Origin of the sequence: Larkinella arboricola, assembly GCF_003259745.1 — a bacterium.
In the GTDB taxonomy this organism is placed as follows: domain Bacteria; phylum Bacteroidota; class Bacteroidia; order Cytophagales; family Spirosomataceae; genus Larkinella; species Larkinella arboricola.
The window spans coordinates 188,676-210,255 of the sequence record NZ_QLMC01000005.1; the positions used below are offsets into that span (position 1 = coordinate 188,676).

23 protein-coding genes are annotated in these 21,580 nt (G+C 51.0%); 10 read left to right on the forward strand and 13 right to left on the reverse strand.

All coding sequences use genetic code 11. From position 1 onward, the window contains the following. Positions 1–8 precede the first annotated feature (8 nt). The 4 genes from glf (at position 9) to LX87_RS19965 (ending at position 5,408) form a co-directional block, all read left to right on the forward strand. Positions 9–1,130 (forward strand): UDP-galactopyranose mutase, encoded by a 1,122-nt coding sequence (gene glf, locus LX87_RS19950; protein WP_111630045.1) that lies wholly within the window; start codon positions 9–11, stop codon positions 1,128–1,130. Between the two features lie 4 nt (positions 1,131–1,134). After that, a complete protein-coding gene (locus LX87_RS19955; protein ID WP_229310742.1) occupies positions 1,135–1,608 on the forward strand; it encodes a response regulator in 474 nt (157 codons plus the stop codon). Positions 1,609–1,610: 2 nt separating this feature from the next. Continuing rightward, on the forward strand, positions 1,611–3,818 hold the full coding sequence (locus tag LX87_RS19960) for a bifunctional alpha,alpha-trehalose-phosphate synthase (UDP-forming)/trehalose-phosphatase (RefSeq protein WP_111630046.1): 2,208 nt from the start codon (positions 1,611–1,613) through the stop codon (positions 3,816–3,818). A 198-nt stretch (positions 3,819–4,016) separates the two neighbouring features. Next, a complete protein-coding gene (locus LX87_RS19965; RefSeq protein ID WP_211325343.1) occupies positions 4,017–5,408 on the forward strand; it encodes an erythromycin esterase family protein in 1,392 nt (463 codons plus the stop codon). Positions 5,409–5,538: 130 nt separating this feature from the next. Here LX87_RS19965 and LX87_RS19970 read toward each other — a convergent pair whose 3' ends face one another. The 9 genes from LX87_RS19970 to LX87_RS20005 form a co-directional block, all read right to left on the reverse strand. Then, positions 5,539–6,819, reverse strand: a complete 1,281-nt coding sequence (locus LX87_RS19970) for a sensor histidine kinase (protein WP_111630047.1) — start codon at positions 6,817–6,819, stop codon at positions 5,539–5,541. Next, positions 6,819–7,133, reverse strand: coding sequence for a circadian clock KaiB family protein (locus LX87_RS19975; RefSeq protein WP_111630048.1), 315 nt, complete (start codon positions 7,131–7,133; stop codon positions 6,819–6,821). The genes LX87_RS19970 and LX87_RS19975 overlap by 1 nt, the downstream gene beginning before the upstream one ends. 1 nt (position 7,134) lies before the next feature. Beyond that, a complete protein-coding gene (locus LX87_RS19980; RefSeq protein WP_111630049.1) occupies positions 7,135–7,428 on the reverse strand; it encodes a circadian clock KaiB family protein in 294 nt (97 codons plus the stop codon). Positions 7,429–7,456: 28 nt separating this feature from the next. Continuing rightward, positions 7,457–9,169: a circadian clock protein KaiC gene (gene kaiC, locus LX87_RS19985; RefSeq protein ID WP_111630050.1), complete on the reverse strand. Its 1,713-nt coding sequence runs from the start codon at positions 9,167–9,169 to the stop codon at positions 7,457–7,459. Between the two features lie 388 nt (positions 9,170–9,557). Further along, positions 9,558–9,806, reverse strand: coding sequence for a helix-turn-helix domain-containing protein (locus LX87_RS19990; RefSeq protein ID WP_229310743.1), 249 nt, complete (start codon positions 9,804–9,806; stop codon positions 9,558–9,560). Positions 9,807–9,866: 60 nt separating this feature from the next. Continuing rightward, positions 9,867–10,277 carry a GreA/GreB family elongation factor gene (locus LX87_RS19995; RefSeq protein ID WP_111630052.1) on the reverse strand — a complete coding sequence of 137 codons (411 nt, stop codon included), beginning with the start codon at positions 10,275–10,277 and terminating at the stop codon, positions 9,867–9,869. A gap of 172 nt (positions 10,278–10,449) precedes the next feature. Then, on the reverse strand, positions 10,450–11,130 hold the full coding sequence (locus tag LX87_RS20000; RefSeq protein WP_111630053.1) for an MCP four helix bundle domain-containing protein: 681 nt from the start codon (positions 11,128–11,130) through the stop codon (positions 10,450–10,452). 155 nt (positions 11,131–11,285) lie between these two features. After that, positions 11,286–11,447 carry a hypothetical protein gene (locus LX87_RS28840; protein WP_170139400.1) on the reverse strand — a complete coding sequence of 54 codons (162 nt, stop codon included), beginning with the start codon at positions 11,445–11,447 and terminating at the stop codon, positions 11,286–11,288. A 55-nt stretch (positions 11,448–11,502) separates the two neighbouring features. Beyond that, positions 11,503–11,832 carry a hypothetical protein gene (locus LX87_RS20005; protein ID WP_111630054.1) on the reverse strand — a complete coding sequence of 110 codons (330 nt, stop codon included), beginning with the start codon at positions 11,830–11,832 and terminating at the stop codon, positions 11,503–11,505. A 127-nt stretch (positions 11,833–11,959) separates the two neighbouring features. Here LX87_RS20005 and LX87_RS20010 point away from each other — a divergent pair, with 127 nt between their 5' ends. After that, the gene (locus LX87_RS20010; RefSeq protein ID WP_111630055.1) at positions 11,960–12,937 is read left to right on the forward strand and encodes a hypothetical protein; all 978 of its coding nucleotides are present in this window, start codon (positions 11,960–11,962) and stop codon (positions 12,935–12,937) included. Between the two features lie 91 nt (positions 12,938–13,028). Then, positions 13,029–14,003 carry a 6-phosphofructokinase gene (gene pfkA / locus LX87_RS20015; protein ID WP_111630482.1) on the forward strand — a complete coding sequence of 325 codons (975 nt, stop codon included), beginning with the start codon at positions 13,029–13,031 and terminating at the stop codon, positions 14,001–14,003. Between the two features lie 29 nt (positions 14,004–14,032). Here the strand turns inward: pfkA and LX87_RS20020 are convergent, their stop codons facing one another. Beyond that, positions 14,033–14,353 (reverse strand): DMT family transporter, encoded by a 321-nt coding sequence (locus LX87_RS20020; protein ID WP_111630056.1) that lies wholly within the window; start codon positions 14,351–14,353, stop codon positions 14,033–14,035. A 143-nt stretch (positions 14,354–14,496) separates the two neighbouring features. Further along, the gene (locus LX87_RS20025) at positions 14,497–15,177 is read right to left on the reverse strand and encodes an HPP family protein (protein WP_111630057.1); all 681 of its coding nucleotides are present in this window, start codon (positions 15,175–15,177) and stop codon (positions 14,497–14,499) included. A 383-nt stretch (positions 15,178–15,560) separates the two neighbouring features. On the opposite strand from LX87_RS20025, the gene LX87_RS20030 reads away from it, so the two are divergent. Further along, on the forward strand, positions 15,561–15,896 hold the full coding sequence (locus LX87_RS20030; RefSeq protein ID WP_111630483.1) for a translation initiation factor: 336 nt from the start codon (positions 15,561–15,563) through the stop codon (positions 15,894–15,896). Between the two features lie 78 nt (positions 15,897–15,974). Here LX87_RS20030 and LX87_RS20035 read toward each other — a convergent pair whose 3' ends face one another. Continuing rightward, the gene (locus tag LX87_RS20035; protein ID WP_111630058.1) at positions 15,975–17,465 is read right to left on the reverse strand and encodes a peptide MFS transporter; all 1,491 of its coding nucleotides are present in this window, start codon (positions 17,463–17,465) and stop codon (positions 15,975–15,977) included. 220 nt (positions 17,466–17,685) lie between these two features. Here LX87_RS20035 and pckA point away from each other — a divergent pair, with 220 nt between their 5' ends. Then, positions 17,686–19,263, forward strand: coding sequence for a phosphoenolpyruvate carboxykinase (ATP) (gene pckA / locus LX87_RS20040; protein ID WP_111630059.1), 1,578 nt, complete (start codon positions 17,686–17,688; stop codon positions 19,261–19,263). An 83-nt stretch (positions 19,264–19,346) separates the two neighbouring features. Further along, on the forward strand, positions 19,347–19,988 hold the full coding sequence (locus tag LX87_RS20045; protein ID WP_111630060.1) for a peptidoglycan DD-metalloendopeptidase family protein: 642 nt from the start codon (positions 19,347–19,349) through the stop codon (positions 19,986–19,988). Here the strand turns inward: LX87_RS20045 and LX87_RS20050 are convergent. Continuing rightward, positions 19,985–20,572, reverse strand: coding sequence for a hypothetical protein (locus LX87_RS20050; protein ID WP_111630061.1), 588 nt, complete (start codon positions 20,570–20,572; stop codon positions 19,985–19,987). The two genes, LX87_RS20045 and LX87_RS20050, sit on opposite strands and share 4 nt — an antisense overlap. 104 nt (positions 20,573–20,676) lie before the next feature. Here LX87_RS20050 and LX87_RS20055 point away from each other — a divergent pair, with 104 nt between their 5' ends. Continuing rightward, positions 20,677–21,408 (forward strand): SIMPL domain-containing protein, encoded by a 732-nt coding sequence (locus tag LX87_RS20055; protein ID WP_111630062.1) that lies wholly within the window; start codon positions 20,677–20,679, stop codon positions 21,406–21,408. The last annotated feature ends 172 nt before the right edge of the window (positions 21,409–21,580 follow it).

Genomic DNA, 21,580 nt, shown 5'->3' on the forward strand with positions numbered 1-21,580 from the left:
GTTTCTTTATGCAGTACGATTATGTAATTGTTGGGGCTGGATTTGCCGGGAGTGTACTGGCCGAACGGTTGGCTACGCAGGCGGGTAAAACGGTATTACTCATCGACAAACGGCCTCACATTGGGGGCAATGCGTACGATTGCCTGAATGAAGACGGTATTTTGATTCACCAGTACGGCCCCCATATTTTCCACACCAATTCACCGGAGGTTATGGCCTATTTATCGCAGTTTACGGAGTGGCGGCCTTACGAACACCGGGTGCTGGCTTCGGTAGACGGTCAGTTGCTGCCCATTCCGATCAATCTGGATACGGTCAATAAACTGTATGGGTACTCCTTTACCTCCGAAGAACTGGCCGATTATTTTCAATCCGTTGGTGAGCCGGTCGAGGAAATTCGGACCTCTGAAGATGTGGTAGTGAGTCAGGTTGGGCGTGATCTGTACGAGAAATTCTTCCGGGGCTATACCCGCAAGCAGTGGGGTGTTGATCCCTCCCAGCTCGATAAGATGGTAACCTCCCGGATTCCTACCCGCACCAACCAGGACGACCGCTACTTTACCGACGAATTTCAGTGTATGCCCCTGCACGGCTACACGAAAATGTTTGAAAAGATGGTCAATCATCCAAACATCCACATTCTGCTGAATACGGATTTCAGGGAGATTAATGAACAGCTATCGTATAAAGAACTGATTTATACCGGACCGATTGATGAGTATTTTGATTATTGCTACGGGAAACTGCCCTACCGGTCGTTGCGGTTCGATCACCAGACGCTGGATGTAAGCGATTACCAGCCGGTTGCCGTTGTTAATTATCCCAATGATCACGCTTATACCCGCATTACCGAGTATAAGAAACTAACCGGTCAGGAACATCCGAAAACAAGCATCACCTTCGAGTATCCGCAGGGAGAAGGCGATCCGTATTACCCGGTTCCCCGACCCGAAAATGCCGCACTTTACCGTCAGTACAAGCAACTGGCTGATCAGCAGGAGAATGTTCACTTTGTCGGTCGCCTGGGTACGTACCGGTATTACAACATGGATCAGGTAGTAGCTCAGGCGCTGACGCTGTACAAAAAAATGGCGGGTCTGGAATCATTGCAGGAGGTCGTAAAAAGCTGACGCGTTGATTGAGGTTCGTTCCATGTATCAAATCTGCTCCGGGCAACCGGTTTCTGCCGGATTATTTTCCAGCGTGATGATACCCCAAGAACCTGTTGTTTTCCTGGCGACCGATCAGGAAAACGATTACTACCTGTATCGACAAGCTTTGTATGAGGCTTGTCCAACGGCTGTACTCTATTTTTTCGGCAGGAAAGACGAATTAGTACAGGGTTTGCAGAATACCGTTTTTCCGCTTCCTTCCCTGCTTATTTTGGATTGGAAAATGGCGGATCGTCAGGGATACGCGTTGTTGAACCAGCTTCGGCAAACACCCGCCTGGCAGGCTATTCCGGTTGTTATTATGGATAGCGATCCGCCATCGGTGGATCAGCAGAAGTGCAGGGAAGCAGGCTATGAGATAGTCCTGCCGCCTGAAAAGACCTATGAAAACCTGGTGGAACGATTACGTGGACTGGCCCACGCCCTGATTTTATAACTATGAAAAACAATCGACTGGTCATTATTTCCCACCGCCTACCGTTTTCATTTAAAACCGAAAACAGAGTGACTACCCTGAAGCCGTCTGCCGGGGGCCTGGTAACAGCGGTAAAATCCCTGGACCTCTCGTCATTCGCCGAAAAGCCGGTCTGGATCGGGTGTGCAGACTTTACCCAGCGAACCTGGGATAAACACCAGGGGCTGGTGGATGACAGTTTTCAATACATCCCGATTTTTATTGATAAACAAACGCACAAGAGCTTTTATAACGGGTTTTCCAACTCGGTACTCTGGCCGCTTTTTCATTATTTTTCAACCTACGTTGATTATCATGATGAGTATTTCAAGGCTTACCAACTGGTGAATGAGACGGTTTGTGAAAAAGTAATGGAAGTCCTGAAACCCAATGACCTGATCTGGGTGCATGACTACCACTTTATTCCCCTTCCGCAGCTCATTCGTGAGCGGCAACCCGACGCCCGGCTTGGTTTCTTTCTGCACATTCCTTTTCCTTCGTATGAGCTGATGCGGCTGCTGCCCAGAGCCTGTCGGACGTACTTGCTGAATGGGTTACTGGGCGCCGATCTGGTGGGGTTTCACACCAGTGATTACCGCCTTCATTTTCTCCAGTCTGTCCAGATGGCTCTAGGGCAATCCACTACCTTGGGCAAGGTTGCCTGCGGAGATCGCGTCATTGAAACCGGTGTTTTTCCGATCGGTATTAATTATGCCCTCTATAATGAAGCCTATCACCAGCCGGAGGTTGAGCAGGAACGGCAGCAATTGCTCACTTCGTATCCCGGAAAACTGATCTTTTCCGTCGACCGTCTGGATTATAGCAAAGGCGTTCTCCAGCGGCTCGACGCTCTGGAGGCTTTTCTAAACCAGTACCCTCAGTGGCGGGAGCAGATCGTCTTTCTGCTGGTGGTCATTCCCTCGCGGGATGAAATCCTGACCTATTCGGAACGCAAACAGATGATCGAACAGGCGGTGGGCCGGATCAACGGTAAATTTGCCACCTTAACCTGGTTGCCCGTCGTGTACCGGTATGCGCCCCTGAGCTTTCCGCAACTGCTGGCTTCATACTCGGCCTGTGATGTGGCGATGATCACGCCCCTGCGGGATGGGATGAATCTGGTAGCCAAGGAGTTTGTGGCTTCCCGTCAGGATCAGCGCGGGGTGCTGGTGCTGAGTGAGTTAACCGGAGCGGCCAACGAACTGGGGGAGGCCCTGCTGGTTAATCCGCTGGATGAATACGAAGTGGCCGAAGGATTGAAACAGGCCCTTGAGATGCCACCGGAAGAACAGGCCCGGCGACTGGCGGCCATGCAGCAGCGAATTGCGTTTTATGACGTAAAAAAATGGGCTTCGGATTTCATCCAATTGCTGTTAAATACCCAATCGGCCAACCCCGTTGGCCGGGGGCTAACGCTGACCGGAAAGACCAGAAGCAGTTTGCTGACGGCCTATTCGAAAGCAAAATCCCGTTTATTGCTGCTGGATTATGACGGAACCTTAGCCGAATTTGTGTCGGAACCGGAGTTGGCATCGCCATCGGCAGCTGTGCTGGAAACGTTGGATAAGCTGGCTCAGATGCCGGGAAATAAGGTTGTTATCATCAGCGGACGCGACCGCGAAACCCTGGAAAATTGGTTTGGCCGTTTGCCCATCGACCTGGTAGCCGAACACGGTGCGTGTCAGAAGCAAAACGGAAGCTGGGAAGTAAACAACCGGGACGAAACCCACTGGAAAGCCAGCGTTCGGCCCCATTTGGAAGAGGTGGTTAACCGTTGTGCGGGCTCCTTTATTGAGGAGAAAGCGACGACGCTGGCCTGGCATTACCGTAACGCCGAAGAACGCATTGGGTTTGAACGGTCGCGCGAGCTGCTGTTCACGCTAACGCAGTTACTTCCTCATGGACTACGGGTTTTGGACGGCCATAAGGTGGTGGAAATAAAATCGGTGGATTGGGATAAGGGCAAGTTAGCCGAACGGCTGATTGCAGCCAACCCGTATGATTTTGTTCTGGCCATTGGCGATGATCAGACGGACGAAGACATGCTGGCGGTCTTAACCGAAAAGCACCACTATCCCATTAAAGTAGGTGAGGGCGCAACCGTTGCGGCTTTCCGTGTATCCGACGTAGGTCAGGTGCTGACGTTGCTGAATGCCTTTGTAAAGCATCCGGATTCTGAGCGGGTTAGGTGAGTTTTTTAGGAATTTCAAGCGTCTGAAAATGAGATGGTCCATGCTCCGTCTAATGCCCGGTTTTACTTGTTAAAGATCTAGGACGCAGACCGGTATCAGTAGTAGGCCGTTGCCTTATTTTCCCGAATTGAGCTTACTGCTTCAGGGATTCGCTTGGTTAAAGCGATGAAATAACCGTATAGCGAAAGAGGGAGCACGATGAAAAACAGTAAATTATTCTGCCTGGGCTGGATCGTGGGCAGCCTGGCTACCTGTCAGGAAGGTCCTTCGAAAAACCGTCAAGAGGAAGAGATGCTAATAACTAACCTCCGCGATCATTCGGTTACGCTTTCCGGTGAGTCGGATCTGGATTCGCTGCTGGCACAGATTGGCGATGCGCGGTATGTGCTGCTGGGGGAAGCTTCGCACGGTACGTCCGAATTCTATCAGTGGCGGGCCGCCATTACCCGGCGGCTGATTGCCGAGAAGGGATTTACATTCGTAGCCGTAGAGGGAGATTGGCCAGCCGCTTATCAGGTCAATCAATACCTGCACGGGAGCCCGGGGCAGACCCGCGAGGTTTTGCGGGCTTTCATGCGGTGGCCGACCTGGATGTGGGCCAATGAAGAGATTGCTCAGTTGGTTGACTGGATGCGAACCTACAACGACCAGGTGAATACGGCTTCGTCTTCGGCCAACGGTAAGGTTAGCTTTTACGGACTGGATGTGTATAGTCTTTGGGAGTCGCTGGATAGGTTAATCAACGATCCGCAGGCCACCAATCCGGAAATCCGTGCGCGAGCCCAGGAAGCCCGTCAGTGTCTGGCCGCTTTTGAAGGGGATGAACAAGCCTATGCCATAGCTACCCTGCGCGGTTCCCGCTGCAATGTGGCTCTGGAGCGTTTGCTCGAAGCCGTTCGGTCGGCAAACGCAGGTACGGCTCTGGAACAAGTTAACCGGGAACAAAATGCGCTTGTGGCTGTCAATGCCGAACGCTATTATTATTCGATGGTGCGGTCTGATGCCGAATCATGGAACATTCGGGATCAGCACATGGCGGCCACCGTCGATCAACTCATGGCCTTGCACGGCCCAACCGCCAAAGCCATTATCTGGGCGCACAACACCCACGTCGGTGATGCCCGGTTTACGGATATGGCTCAGGCAGGCATGGTAAATCTGGGCCAGTTGATCAGACAGGCTCACGAAGCAGACGGCGTATATATCGTCGGCTTTGGAACCTATCAGGGCGAGGTGATTGCCGGTGACTATTGGGGTGCGCCCGCCGAACGGATGCCGGTGCCCAGGGCCCTGTCTGGAAGTTGGGATGAATTACTTTATCGGGTTGGTCCGGAAAACAAAATCGTTTTACTCAATCAAATGCCGCAGGAAGGTGTATCGGCTCAGGAGCGCGGTCAGAGGGCCATTGGGGTGGTCTACAACCCGTCCAGCGAACGCGGCAATTATGTGCCGACGGTACTGGGCAAACGGTATGATGGTTACGTGTTTATCAATCAAACCCAGGCACTCACACCCTTACCCGTTCAGGCGGAGGCAAGGAGAGATAACGCCAAAGCACCCGTCGGTACGTATGCGCTTATCAACGATTAGTTATTTTTTGGGCTCATGACTCTAAAATCCAAAAGCCACCGATGGCCCATCGGTGGCTTTTGGATTTTAAGCACCACCCGTCCGTGCATGACGGCCCCGATTGCCGTTTGCTGAACCGCGAAGCTTTTCGTCAGATTGGCAGGTAAATTAAAAAGGTTGCCCCCTGACCGGGTTGACTAACAGCGGTAATGGCGCCCCCATGATTGTCCACTACTTTCTGGCAGATGGCCAGCCCAATGCCGGTGCCGGCATACTCACTCCTGCCGTGCAGCCGCTGGAAGACCTGAAAGATGCGGTCCAGGTACTTCTCATCAAAGCCGACGCCATTGTCATTTACCGCAATCTGGTGATACCTAGCGGCTGGCTGGGCGGGGTGTAACCCGGCAGGCAGGTCGCTGGCAGCTACGGATTGATACCGAATCGTGATGTGGGGTGTTTGTCCGGCTTGCCCAAACTTCAACGAGTTGCTTAAAAGGTTCTGGAATAACTGGCCCAGTTGCAACGCATCGCCGAGTATGGGTGGTAGCTCATCAATCTCAATAATGGCCTTTTTCTCCGTAATCACTAATTCCAGATCCGTCAGGACCGCATCAATCACCTGATTGAGGGAGATCAAGGCCGTACTTTTATGGAGCGTTGAAATACGGGAGTACGTCAGTAAGGCCCGAATCAGCGTTGACATGCGGCTGGCGGCCGATTGCATGCGTTCCAGGTAGTTCACGCCATCCTGCAACTGGGTTTCATACTGGCTTTTCAGCAGATCGCCAAACTGCTGAATCTTGCGGAGGGGTTCCTGCAAGTCGTGAGAGGCCACATAAGCAAACTGCTCCAGGCTTTCGTTCGACCGGTATAATGCCTTGTTGGCGAGAGCCAGCGCTTCGTTGGTACTTTTTAGCAGAGCCTGGGTTTGTTTCTGTGCCGTTAAGTCAGTCAAGATTAAGCTTAAACAATTGCCTTCGTCAAGCTGCAACGGGGTAGCCGACACCAGACAGGTTAAGGTTGTTTCGCCCTGATAAAGAGTTAGTTCTCTCTTACTGGCCTTTTGCCAGCTTTCCTGGATAAATAGCTCGTAAGCAGCCTGATAATCAAGGGTGATATACGGTTTGAAGGCAGAACCGATGACACTCGACAGCGGCCTTCCAACCATGGCAGCAAAGGTAGAATTGCTGTAAAGAATGAGTCCCTGCTCATTAAGCGTTACGGCACCTTCATGCATGGTCTCGATGAAAACCCGGTATGTCTGATCGGCCGTTTTTAGCGTGTAGAGTTCATGCCCCTGCTGCCCCTCTACGACAATTGCATCCACCTGGCCTGTTCTGATCGCCTGGATGGTGTCTAAAGCTTCCTCTAATTGAATGCGTAACTGCTCATTCTCAGCAATTACCTGTTCGAACGTTCTTGGGGGATTCATTAACCAATAATGCCTAAACCTTTCAATACCTTGTCGGTGTCGGAAAGATCACCGATAAAACGGCGCTCTGGCCAGGGCGCTTCCTTGATGAGTAAAGGTAAGGCGATGATCTGGACCGATTCGGCGAATTGTTTTTGCTGATGCACGTCAATAATCGTTAATGTATAACGGCCCGGTAAATGAGTTTCGCAAATGTGTTTAATATTGGCAATTGCCCGAACCGAATAAGTCGAAGCGCCCGTCACATACAGGCGAAATCGATATAATTCACTACCATCTGGTCCATTGGCATCCTCCGGGGCGGACTGACTCATTTTATTTCTTCGCGGAACGAATGTCTAAACCTACCAGTACTTTTTCTTCATTTGACAGATCACCGATAATCTTACGAATGGGTTCAGGGACTTTCTTGACCAGTGTTGGAACGGCCAGAATCTGATCGCCAGCCGCCAGTTGAGGGTGTACTAACAAATCAATTACTTCAATAACATAATTGCCCGCCAAATGTTCTTCGCAGTACCGCTTCAGATTGTTCAGTGCCGTTACCGATTTAGCCGTCTTGCCCGCCACGTAGAGCCGTAACTCCCAGACGTTTTCCTGTTTCTTCATGAATTAAGTGTAGGGATAAAATCGGTATTTATTCGTCATTATGCCGATTGCGAATCAGTTGGTCCCGGTTTTGTTCGATGATTTCCTTGCGCAGGTCCTCTTCCACAAAGGTCCGATTCAACTCATCCTGTACCGATTCGAATTCTTCTTTCAGGCTGGCAATTTTTGATTCCAGGACCAAACGTTTGCGTTCAATTTCCCGGTCTTTGTGGGTCAGCGCATGTCCCCGCAAGGCCACCTCTGTTGCTTTCTGCAATTGCTGGGCTTCCCGGGCCGATCCGGTCAGTACCCCTTCGGATCCCAGGTATACATCAATTAAATCCATCCCGGTGTTGGTAATGACAAACTCCCGTACCTGGTTGGAGTGTTTCATTCCCCGGGATTTCATTACGTAGAGCCCCCGGTTTCGTTCACCATTCGATTCGATATCGCGTACCAGCAGCCAGGCATCCACCAGAGAGGAAACGCCTTCGTCGGTTTGTTCATTAATAATGGTGTGGAGGGAGAGCGCCGTAAAAAGTACGGTAATCTGCTCGGACTGTAAAAAATCAATCAGCCGGATCAGCATCGACCGGACTTCCCGTAATGAGCCAATCGTCACCAGGTTCGTAATCGGGTCAAGCACCACGGCCTGGGGCTTAAATTCATTGATAAGCTTATGAATGGTCACCAAATGCATTTCCAGTCCATTAAGCGTAGGCCGGGAAGCCTGGAATCTGAGCAACCCTTTTTCCATATGAGCCTGAAGGTCAATCCCGATGGAACGCATGTTGCGGCAAATCTGCTGGGGTGATTCTTCAAAAGCAAAGTAAAGCACCCGCTCGCCCCGCTGACAGGCGGCATGCACAAAACTGGCGGCCATGCTGGTTTTGCCCGTCCCGGCGGTACCCGACACCAGAATGCTGCTTCCCTTATAAAATCCCTGCCCGTCCAGCATTTTATCCAACGCCGGAATGCCCGATGAAACGCGTTCCTCCGATACCGGATGATCCAGCGTGAGCGAGGTGACCGGCAAGACCGAAATACCGTCTTCGTCAATTAAATATGGGTATTCATTGGTGCCGTGGACGGACCCCCGGTATTTGACAATCCGCAGCAACCGGGTGGATATCTGGTCGACAACGCGGTGCTGCAATAGAATCACACAGTCGGAAACGTACTCTTCCAGTCCGTCGCGGGTTAGTGTGCCGGTTCCCTGTTCACCCGTAATGATGGCGGTCACGCCTTTTTCTTTTAGCCAGGTAAAGAGACGCCGAAGTTCGCTGCGAAGAATAGCATGGTTAGGTAAGCCGGAGAACAGGTTTTCGATGGTGTCAAGAACCACCCGTTTGGCCCCGATGCTGTCGATGGCGTAGCCCAGCCGAATAAAGAGCCCCTCCAGATCATATTCGCCGGTTTCCTCAATTTCGCTGCGGTCAATATGAACATGATCGATTTTGAGGAGCTGGTCGTTTTGCATCTGAATCAGATCATAGCCCAGGGAAGCCATGTTGGCGGCTAATTCATCGGCTTTTTCCTCAAAGGCGACAAATACGCCCGGTTCGTTAAATTCTAACGCGCCCCGGACGATAAATTCAAGGGAGAATAACGTTTTTCCGCAACCCGGTCCTCCGCAAACAAGCGTTGGTCGTCCTTTGGGTAAGCCCCCGTTGGTTATTTCATCAAAGCCACTAATACCCGTCAGGGCTTTCGGTAAGGCCGGTAGAGATTGGATAACCTTTTGATAATTAGAAGAATTCATTGCGATTCAGGTGACTGTCGAATTCGAAAGCTAGAAACAGTTAGTACACACGTGGATTAGATCACGAATACCGGCCACGAATCGAAGCAAGGAAAGCAACCGGAATTTTGATCGTTAACACCAACTCCTTCTTAACGCAGAACACCTGTTTGGCCAATTCGATAGGTAGGGAGCCAACGCAATTTTGTTAAAAAATAACTCTTATACAATTGTTGGACGAGTAAGTGCAAATTCAAGCAGGGCCTGATCCGGAACGTTGATCGACTGGCGGATACTTTTGAGTCAATCCGTTTTATCTTAATACAGCGAAATGCCCTGTCCAGAATTGGACTAAAATTCGTCCGTTTGAGGACAGGGCGGGGCAGCCTTGTACAGTAGTTTACTTGCCTTATGTCTGAAAGCCGACCAGCAGGTCCAGGTCCAGGACGTGGGCTATTTTGGATAGCACTTCGATGGTCACCTGTTGCCCGTTATTTTCGTACTTATTGACGGTGGGCGCTGATATTCCCAGCTTTTGAGCCAGTTCTTTTTGGGTAAGATCAGCCTTTAAGCGGCTCTCCCGGATTAACTTTCCTACCTGTTGGAGGCTTGTTTGCTGATCATTGGCTTTGACCAGAACACACATTGAATGAACCATATACGCTCTCATTAAACAATAATCCCTGCCCGACTCGCTTGATTGTGCCGCCTGAACGGGTTACAGCGAGTAGTCACCGGCTGCTTCGGGCTGATACACAATCTGATCTATTTTGATTTTGACGGTTCGGCTGGGAATGGGCAGGGTAACGATATCGTTCTGTTTACAACCCAGCAGGGCCGTTGCTAACGGGGCAAATATGGAAATCTGGTTCTGATGAATATTCACCTGCTCGGGATACACCAGCCGGAGTTCCAGGCTCTTGTTGTTTTCCAGATAGCTGATCCGTACCCGGGAGTTCATCGTCACCACATTCGCCGGAATTTCGGTTGGTTCCAGCAAGGTAGCCTGGTCCACGCCCCGGGCCAGATTCAGGAGTTGGTTTCGGGAAACAGAAGGATCGGATTGCGCCTGAACGATCCGTTGCTTCAGGCGTTGATAATCCAGTTTACTAATGATTAAATTTTGCATGGCATAAAAAGTTAAGCAGGAATGGCTGAGCAGTCGAAAGCCGACTGACTGCCCGTAAAGAAAATCCGGGCGGTAGTTATTCCGCCCGGCTTCCGCCTGTTCGTTTGACGTTGTGAATTGAAATAAGTCGGCTGCGTGCCGGCCTTTCTGGCAAAGCAGCCGAACCGGGTTACTAATTAAGATGAAGGGTTGCCGATCCCTGATCCTGGCGTTTTACGTTATTAATCAGCGATAGAATAATCACCGCAATAATAATGGTAACGGCAACCTGCAGGGTTGAATTGGAATAGAAATGGTTAGCTTCGCTATGCGATCTTTTCAGCGTCTGCTGACCCACGGTTGCCTGAATCTGCGCCAGTTCGTGCAGGTAGTTAACGCCCTGCTGAAAAATGGCAGCCCCCTGCTGGTTGAATAATTCCAGAGCCTCCTCGTGTCGACCCGCCTGCTGAAGCTGGACAACGGTTTGCTCCAGTTGGGCATACCGGCTCATGCTGGTTTTGAAGGACTCCAGACTTTTCACTTCCTCTTTCACCAGCACGGTTTTTTCAAACTGGTGAAGGATCTGCCTCATCGTATCATCCCGTTGTTTCAGTTGCTTTTTTAAGTGCTGCGCCGAAGGTTGCTGTAATCCTAAATAGATGTCGAGCAAATGCCGTTTGGTATGCAGATTTTCACTCAGGTACAGGACTTCGATAGCGGGTTGCAGGCGGTCCTGATACACCGTTTTCATGGCCTGGTCCATATCCTTGACGCTGCTTCGCATGCTCAACGAGGTGAGAATGATTACCACCAAGACAGGCAGGAATAGCAACACGGCTTTTAATTTTTGCTGGGTTAAATTAGATCGGTTCATGTTTTCCTAAATTAATACCGTGTAGACGGTAGGTTTATCCTAACACTCTTTTCAGGCAGGGCAAAACCACCCCGCCTGAAATACCGTATAAAAGTCCTGCGGTCGAATGGGGCTTTCAGAAACCTTGTTCAGCATCGGAAGCACCGTTCGTCAGGCTAACTGGAGTTCCACCGTTTTTGATGGCGGCACCAGCGTAGTAATTCAAGCCGCTCGGTGGGGGAGAGCAGCGTCAGTAGTTTACCCAATTCTTTCCGAAACAGTCTGCGGTCGAAACCGACTTTCTTGAGTACCAGTTGACTATATTCTAACCAAGACATAACTGTATAGCGATAAAGTGGTGAAACGATTGATAAACCGGCCTTTTCAGGAGGTTCAGGCTGTAAAATTGGGTTCCTCATAAAAAAACGGCCTCTGAAAATAAATCGCGTAATCCTGAGGGTTCAGATGCATTCGTAAATAATCCTTCAGATAGTATCCGCGCCTTTCCAGCCAGTGCTGCCTGAAAGCGTTAACCGCCTGACAGGCCGGAAAACCGAGCTTTTTATAAAAGGTATATTCGTTCGGGCACAGTTCTTTCAACCACTCCCGATAGTCTTTATCCGTCGGCTCAAACGGCCACGGGGCTGCCGAATAATATTGACAGATGATTCGTCCAATTCGGCTATAACGGTCTCGCAGTTCCTTGTCCATAGCTTCGTTCATTCAGTTTAGAAAGCCAAAACTCGCACCGAAAGCAGAGCGTTATTTGGTACGCTTTACTGATTTCTGTTGGAATTAAAATTTTACAGTTGTAAATTTACACTTGCAAATTATAAAAAGCAATAGGACTATGACCTATATTAGTGCTCAACCTCGTTTGACGGATTCCTGGGATGATATCTGTTTTCCGGTGGAATCGGTCTGGCTGGCCGACCTGTTACCGAACTATGATATTGTCGCCACTGATCGGCAGCAGTTGATCGTTGGAAATATAGCCGGAGGGCGCAATACCATTTTTGGTATTCAGAGCGCCGATTACTCGGTTGTTCCCAATACCGTTATTCGGGAGGTAGTGGACGAGTTGATTCCGCAATACAAGCTGTTGGTTCAGTATACGCCAACCGGCGAATTCAGCATCAACATTATCCTGCCCGAAGTCTTCCGGATTGGGAAAGAGTCGCTGCAACGGAGTCTGATTTTAACCAATAGTTACAACGGCAAAACGCCCTTCGCCCTTCAGGGCCAGTCGTTCATTACCCTGCTGCACCCGGATTCGGTCCTGCGCGGCAGCATGTACCGGGGCGTATGTCAGAACGGTCTGTTGGGGTGGGCCGATCACTTCGAGGATGCAGCGGCTTACCAGACCTGGCTGGAAGAGTGGTCGGCCGCGAGTCAGAAAACACGTTTACCCAAAAACCGGCCGACTGGCGGACGCAAAGGGCGGCCAAGTCCGGGTATACGAACGATTCACCACAGCGAACTGACCATCGACGTGTTTCGGCAGCATTTGCGGGACCTGCTTATTGATCACCTCAAGCCCGAATTGACGTTAACCTCCGAAATCTATGCGCAGTTGCAGAAAAGGGAAATGCGTTCGCGGGACGAGGGCCTGCTGCGCGAATTGCCGGTACCGGCCCAACTGGCTAAACAGGCTCGTGAGCGTCTCAGGACCGAGGAGCAACTGCTGAATGTCGGGCCTTCGTACTGGCTGTTATACAACGCCGTCAATTATGCCCTCTTTACCAGCCGCAGCAGCCTGACGCTAAACGACCGCTACCGGCTCGATGAACAGGTTTTTCATCAGTTAGCAGCCCGTTCTTTCGCGTAAAAGCATGTGATTGACCGTTAAACCGTCCTCTCGTGGTATGGTTTCCGACGGTATCTAACCTTTAATGTTTCTCAACATGACTCCATCCATAATAAATCGAATCGCCATCCTGACTTCGGGGAGTGATGCGCCCGGTATGAATGCCTGCATTCGGGCGGTTGTTCGGGGTGCGCTCTACCACGGTATTGAAGTCATGGGTATCCGCCGGGGCTATGGCGGGCTGATCCGGGGTGATATTTTTTCCATGACATCGCATTCGGTCAGCAACATTATTCAACGGGGAGGGACCATTCTCAAATCGGCTCACTGCCCTGAATTCATGACGGTTGAAGGCCGCCAGAAAGCGTACGAGCAGTTGATGAATCATGGCATTGACGCCTTAATCGTCATTGGCGGAAACGGTACCTTTGAAGGGGCGCTGCATTTCTACGAAGAGTTTGGGGTGCCAATCATGGGTATACCGGGCACAATTGATAATGATTTATTTGGAACGGATTATACCATTGGCTACGACACCGCCGTCAACACCGCCCTGAAAGCCATTGACAGAATTCGGGACACGGCTGATTCGCACGAGCGGATTTTTCTGATTGAGGTGATGGGGCGCGATTCGGGGTATATTGCCGTCCAGTCCGGCATTGCCGGGGGCGCCGAGATGGTCGTTATATCGGAAGACCCGCTCTCGACTCAGGAGCTGGTTGATACGCTCAAACAGGGCTTTAACCGGTCCAAATCGTCATCCATCATCATTGTGGCAGAAGGCGAAACAAAGGGAACTGCCGCAACGCTGGCTGATCAGATTCGGAAACAGGTTGACGATAAATTCGATATGCGTGTGACGGCCCTGGGCCACGTTCAGCGCGGAGGCACACCCAGTGCGTACGATCGGATTCTGGCCAGCCGTTTGGGTTTGGGTGCGCTGGAAGGGCTGCTGGATGGGACCATAAATGTCATGGTGGGAATCATTAATAACCAGTTGGTTTATACCCCGCTTCGTGAAGCCATTGACCGCTCCAAACCGATCAAAAATGAACTGCTACGGATGGTCAACATACTGAGTGTTTAGCCGGACTCCGTATCAGTTACCAGACGGTTTCAGGAAGGAGAAGCGATTTTTAGCAGGATAATTCCCCCAATAATCAATGAGGCTGCCAGCAGACGAATCAGGCTGAAGGGTTCGCCCAGAATAACAATACCAACCACGAACGTACCGACTGCGCCAATACCCGTCCAGATGGCATAAGCCGAGCCAAGCGGCAGCGTCCGTAGCGCCATTGCCAGCAGGCCGATGCTGGCGATCATCGCAACCGCCGTAACGATGGACGGCACCAGCCGGGTAAACCCCACAGACTGTTTCATGGCGTAGGCCCAGATGATCTCTAAAATACCCGCTAATACCAGATAAACCCAGGCCATACGATCTGCTTTTGGAAAAGATTGGTAGTTGTTTCTTGGTCGGCTTCTTCGGATAATCCGAGTTCTGTTACCGGTCAAATTCACCCAGCGCAGGATGAGTTCCCGTTGTTGGTGAAAAATGCTGTGGAGGAGCCGTCCTTGTTTTATACCGCCGACTCAGAAGCCGTTCTCTCGCTTACGGCTTTGATTTCACACGCTAGTAACGACGGATCGGGCGTTGTCTTTGCCGACCGGTTTGGCAAGCCCTTTTTCCGTTTGAGTGCTTTCCGCCCGCGAATGGCGCCAAGCGAATAGGACCGGCTGGAAGGAATGTTGTTGACAATCAGTGCGATGACTAACAGAATCGTAACACCCGTCAGAACCGGAGACAGCGTGTAGCCAAAACCCAGGCTTTTGATTTTTTCGGACCCAATGTTGGCAATGAGTGCGGTTGCGCCCGCTGGTGGATGCATCGTTTTGGTGATTTGCATACAGACAATCGAAAGCGATACGGCCAGAGCCGAAGAAAGCCAGAGGTGATCTGGTATCAGCTTATAAACAGCCACCCCAATCAACGACCCGATCAGGTGCCCGCCCACCAAATTTCGGGGCTGGGCCAGCGGGCTATGGGTTGACCCGAAAATTAAAACACAGGAAGCACCAAAAGAACCAATAAGGAAAATATCATCCTGCTGCGTAAAGCGCGATTGCTGGAGTAAACCGATTAAAGCGATGGCCGTAAATGCCCCCAGGAAGGTCCAGAAATGATCGGCTGGCTCAAGGATTGTCTGGCGGTAAATAACATAACGGGCAATGCGATAACGTCGTTTAATTCTTTTTTTCACAAGAGAACCTGGATTGTGCCGATCTGAATCAGCGAAAGCAAACTAATAAGAGAAAGCAGTCGATGGAAAATGGACATCGGAGTTAGACTCTTTTCAAGCTGCAAATTTACTTAGACGAATCGGGAAAGTATAATAAAATAGGCCTTTTGTGTCCAGATTTCTATCAATAATACCTTTTCTTTGCTATAACGGTAATTTTAGTTGATGGTGCTGGTCGTAAAACCCCGCAGCGGTTTTCCCGGTTCATTTCCCCTAGGTCACGTTTTACTGTGGCTACTGATGAAGCGATATGACAGTAACGAATGATGTGTCGGGTGGATGATTTACAAGAACAGGGCGTAATTTTGCTGACGCAGCAACTTCATGATTTTAGCAACACTGTTATGAGCAAGAAAAACCGTACGGGGATTGTTTTCTCGACAAATCCCGACTTTGAATACCAGGCCGATCATGATTCGGATGCGGAAACGCTGCCACCCCAGCAGCAAAATCTGAAAGTCTGGCTTGATCGGAAAGGGGGCGGGAAAATCGTGACGGCCATCCGGGATTTCATCGGTACGGAAGCCGACCTGACCGACCTCGCCAAACAACTGAAAGCCGCCTGTGGCGCTGGCGGCTCGGCCAAAGACGGAGAGATTCTGATTCAGGGCGATCACCGCGATAAAGTCCTGGCCTGGCTGACGAGCAAAGGCTACAAAGGCAAAAAAGCCGGAGGCTGAAGAGTTAAGAGTTAAGAGTTAAGAGTTATGAGTTGTATGCGTCAGCCCACTCATAATTCTTAACTCTTCATTATTAACTCATTTCACTCCGCCCAGCCAGTTTTTCAGGGGCCGTGAGAACAGGAGGATGAGCAGGGCGAAACCGAAGCTGAAGTAGACGATGCTCATAAACATATCGGGCATTTGCCGGACATTTTCTTCGTCGAAGCCGCCCGCGAACAAGCCCGCAATGAGGTTGCCGAGTGACGTCCCCACGAACCAGATGCCCATCAATTGACTCAAGTATTGCTTGGGGGCCAGTTTGGTAAAGGAACTCAGTCCCACCGGACTCAGGCACAGCTCGCCCAGCGTATGAAACAGGTACGTAAACGTCAGGAAAACAGGGGTGGTAAGCTGGCCGGTGAGGGCAATTTTAGAGGCAAACACCATCACCAGATAACCCAGACCCAACAGCAGCAGGGCCACGGCAAATTTCAGGTGCGGGGCCGGATTCTGGTTGCGATTGCCCAGAAAGATCCAGAGACTCGCCAGTACAGGCGAAAAAATCAGGATAAAAGCCGGGTTGAAATTCTGAAACCAGCTCGACGGCATGTCCCAGCCGAAGAAATTCAGGTCGGTATAGCGGTCGGCGAAAATCTGGAGTGACGAACCCTGCTGTTCAAAACCGGCCCAGAAAATGGCCGATGCCAGAAAGAAAACGAACAGGACGCCAACCCGTTTTTTCTCAACAAGCGTTAACCCGCCCGCCAGCAGAATAAACAGGAAATAACCCACGGCAGTCAGCGTAATAATAACGCCCGCTCCCTTCGCCAGACCCTGGGCCGTCGTCAGGTCAAGAACACCGGTAAATTGCAGGATGATCAGGATAGCAGCTAAACCGATCAGGAAAAACAGGCTGCGGTTTGGTCCGCTTTTCTCCGTGCTCACCTCCGCTTTGGTCGGCACGTTGCCGTACTGGCTGAGGTATTTCTGCCCGAAAAACCGGAAAACAATCAAACCGAGAAACATCCCGACCGCTGCTGCGCCAAAACCGTAGTGCCATCCGACTTTCTGCCCCAGGTAACCGACAATCGTGATGCCGAGGAACGAACCCATGTTGATGCCCATGTAAAAAATGGAAAAAGCCGCATCGCGCCGGGCACCGCCTTCGGGATATAGTTCGCCAACGATGGAACTGATGTTGGGTTTGAGCAGGCCGGTGCCGAGGGCAACGGTGGCCAGGCCCAGGTAAAACAGGCCGCTGCTGCCCGGAATCGCCAGCAGAATGTGGCCCAGCATAATCACGATTCCACCGTACCAGATGGATTTGCGCTGTCCCCATATATTATCGGCAATCCAGCCGCCGGGCAATGAAAGCAGGTAGGCCGAAGCCGTGTATAAGCCGTAAATCGCGGCTCCTTCCGCTTCACTCAGCCCCATACCGCCCCGGACGTTGTCGATCAGGAACAGGAGCAGAATGGCCCGCATACCGTAGTAGCTGAACCGCTCCCACATCTCCGTGAAGAACAGAACGTATAAACCGGTTGGGTGTTTATTGGAAGTGGCTGTAGGTGAGATCGTTGCTTGCATCGTACTGACCTTGTTGATGATTCTGTAAAGAAGAAATTCTTTGTTTCTACGCAAGAAAAACATTAAAGATATACGCTGGACGGGAATCTCCCAAAAGTTGATCGGGTTAAGGCGAAATCGGCCCAATGAATTCGGAAGCGGTATGGTAGAAAAGAGCGTGGATTTAATCAATTTCCGGCGAAAAGAGTTTCATACAGTACCATCAACCCAGCACGAGCGTATGACAACCCCTGAGAGCCTGCCCAAAGCGGAAATGGTAGTGAATGCCGCCGAACGCTTCGACAACCTGAGTCCGGCTGAATTGCTTGAACACGCCATTCGGAACGGTGAAGGCCAGTTAGCCGATAACGGCGCGCTGGTGTGCGATACCGGCGAGTTTACGGGCCGCAGTCCGGAAGACCGGTACATCGTTAAGGATGACACAACCGCGGATACGGTTTGGTGGGGTAAGATTAATAGTCCGTTTGATCCCGATAAATTTGATTCGCTGCACCGGAAAATGATTGCCTTTCTGGCCGATAAACGGATTTATAGCCGGTATGCCTACGCTGGCGCCCATCCTGATTACCGGCTGAATCTGGAGGTGATCAATACCCTGGCGTGGCACAACCTGTTCTGTCACAACCTTTTTCTTCGCCCGAAACCAGAGGAACTGGACGGTTTTAAGCCGGAATTTACCATTCTCTGCGTACCGGAATTTAAAGCCAATCCGGAGGAGGACGGTACGCGCAACGAAAACTTCGCGATTCTGAACCTGAGCCGGAATATGATTCTGATTGGTGGAACGGCTTATGCGGGAGAAATGAAAAAAGGCATTTTTTCGGTACTGAATTTTAAATTGCCGACCGAACGGGCCACCCTTTCCATGCACGCATCGGCCAACAAAGGCAGCAGGGAGGATACGGCGCTTTTCTTCGGTTTGTCGGGAACGGGTAAAACAACCCTCTCGGCAGACCCGCAGCGGCAACTGATTGGCGACGACGAGCACGGCTGGGCCGAGGAAGGCATTTTTAACTTCGAGGGTGGGTGCTACGCCAAAGTGATTGATCTGTCGGCGGAAAAAGAACCGCAGATTTACGGGGCCGTCCGGTTTGGGGCCGTGCTGGAAAATACGAAGTTTCAGGATGGCGGTCGCACCATTGATTATGCCGACAAGTCGAAAACCGAGAACACGCGGGTCGCGTATCCCATCCATTTTATTGACAACGCGCTGGAACCGTCGGTGGGCGGTATTCCGGAGAATATTTTTTTCCTGACGGCGGATGCCTTCGGGGTGCTGCCGCCGATTTCAAAACTGACGCCCGGCCAGGCCATGTACCACTTCATCTCGGGTTATACGGCCAAAGTCGCGGGCACGGAAGTGGGCGTAACCGAACCCGAAGCCACTTTCTCGGCCTGTTTTGGAGCGGCTTTTCTACCCCTGCACCCAACTAAATACGCGGAAATGCTGGGCGAAAAGATGGAAAAACACCAGACCAACGTCTGGCTCATTAATACCGGCTGGAACGGAACCGGCAATCGGATTGACCTCCGGCACACCCGCGCCGTCATTTCGGCGGCTTTAAATGGTGATCTGGAAAAGGTTGATTACCAAAGTCATCCGATTTTTGGGGTGGCCGTTCCGCAGTCGTGTCCGGACGTGCCAGGCGAGGTGCTGAATCCGGAAAAAAGCTGGAAAAGCCGGGAAGAATACGACAAAAAGGCGAAGCGGCTGGCCGAATTATTTCGGGAGAACTTCAGCAAGTACGAGGAGTTTGCGAACGACGAAATCCGGGCGGGTGGACCGGTGGAAGGCTGAACTCGGACTAAGCCGATTAAAGGCATTAACCGGGATTTCCTAACTTGCGGAGCATCGTAGTGAATCCCCTAATCCGTGTCCTGATGATTCTTCCGTTTGATTTTCAAAATGACCCTTTTTTGCTTCTGGATTTCACCGCAGACAATCCGGAGCTTGCCGATCTGGACCTGACCAATACGGCGGTATTTACAGACTATGTATTTGGAAAAATCCGGCAGGCCGGGGCCGTTGCTGGCGTTGGCGGGTATAACGAACACCGGGTCATTTACCGACGCAGCCCTCACTTTAACCAGACGGAAGAATCGCGCTGCATTCATTTGGGCATTGACCTCTGGGCCGAAGCCGGAACACCCGTTTTTGCTCCGCTGGACGGCATCGTTCACAGCTTTCGGGACAATAACAACTTCGGCGATTATGGCCCGACCATTATCCTGGAACACGTCTGGAACGGCAAGCCGCTGTATACGCTGTATGGCCACCTCAGCCGCCCATCGCTGACGGGTTTGCAGGTAGGCATGGCCGTAAAAGCCGGGCAGAAAATCGCTGAACTTGGGCCATTTCCGGAAAATGGTGACTGGCCTCCGCACCTGCATTTCCAACTGATGACCGATTTAGGGGGTCATCAGGGTGACTTTCCCGGTGTCTGTACGCTGAGTGAACGCGAACGGTATCTGGCCATCTGCCCCAATCCAAACCAGTTGCTGCACATACCGGGCCTGAATTAGTTCTTTTCGGTAATCGCGATTGTGATGGTGTGGGGAGCCACTTCGTCACCGCCAAAATACGGATAGAGCCGGTAGCGTTTGTTGCTTTTAACGGTCGTGCAACCCCGGGCAATAACGGTTTCTTTACCCTGAAAAGTAAACACGTAGTTACCGCCAATGATACTGAGCTGGCAGTCTGTGGGCTGATTCAGGGCCACTGTGCCGAGGTCCTGCGTAATACGTTCACCGTTACGGTAACAATAGGCATGAATATGGAGTGCGTTTTCCCGCCAGCTCCATCCAAAGCGGGCGCTGGCCTTGTTATGCTGAACACCGCAGTCAGAAAAGCCGTAAAGCTTGTTGATGTCGTACTGATTCTCAGCTGTTTTGCTGGTATAAATGGCCGAACTGTCGAACGTGACGGTAAACGACAGGGTGGTTTTGGCCGTGTAGGACAGCTTACTGTGATTGGAAGAATGGTCACCGGCCTTGATTCGATAAACCGTGGTGACTGGTGAGGCAGGGTCTGCGGGAATACCGGGAGGAATGCCACAACCGAGTAGTCCAATAAGGCCGATAACGACCAGACGGGTGACAGAGCGCATTACGAAACGGACTCGGAGAGTCTTCAAGAACAAGTGATACGGTGATTTAACAAAAACAGAATAACACTTCAAGAACGACAAACAAGTAGTAATCTTTTATATCCATGCGTAAACTTTCTTTTTTAGTAATCAGTCTCCTGAGTTTTTTTTCGGCAACGGCGCAGGTAGCGCAGACGCCTGATTTGCCCGTCAACCGGATTGTGGTTCTGGGCGATGCCGAACTCGAATTGCCCGCCGATCAGGTGCGGGTTGTCGTCAATCTGCAATATTCCGATCCTACCGACGCGAAGAAGGCTTATAACGCCCATCAGGCCGCCGAGAAGCAGTTGGTAACGTTATTAAAAGACTACCAGATCAACGAGAAGGATATTCGGTATACCCTGCTACAGGTGCAAAAAAATCAGAACGATGTTTACCCAACCGGTGAACGGCGGCAGGAAATCGTCACGATGCAGCAGGTTATTTTTGAACTGAACAAACCGGAACGATATCCCGCCCTGCAACTGGCCCTGATTAATGCCGGTTTTAATCGCTTTCAGGCTACCTATCATTCAACGAAGGAAGAACAAAGCAAAAACTTGGCGTTAGAAAAGGCCATTGAAGCCGCTCGCGAAAAAGCCGTCGTTATGGCAAAAGCCGCAGGCCGAACATTGGGAACGGTATTGAGTGTTCGGGATACCGAAGAAACCGATCCGGTTTTTCAAAAGCGGTTTGGGGCAGGGTATAGTTATGGATCAGCTCTTTATGCTTCTGCCAGAGCGGAAGGAAATTTGCTCGACATTCCGCAAACCATCCGGATTCCGGCACAGGTGAAGGTGACGTTTGAACTGAAATAATTCCATCACCGGAGATTGAACAGATGAGCACAGGCACCCGGCTGGATCAGCCTGTTTCCGGGCAGTTAGGAGAACGAAGTATGAGCAGTACCTGATGCAAATTGCTGGAACCGGAGGCAGGAGATACCAGTCATTCAGCCGGAAATAGTTCATTTTTTGTATGTTTAAGAGA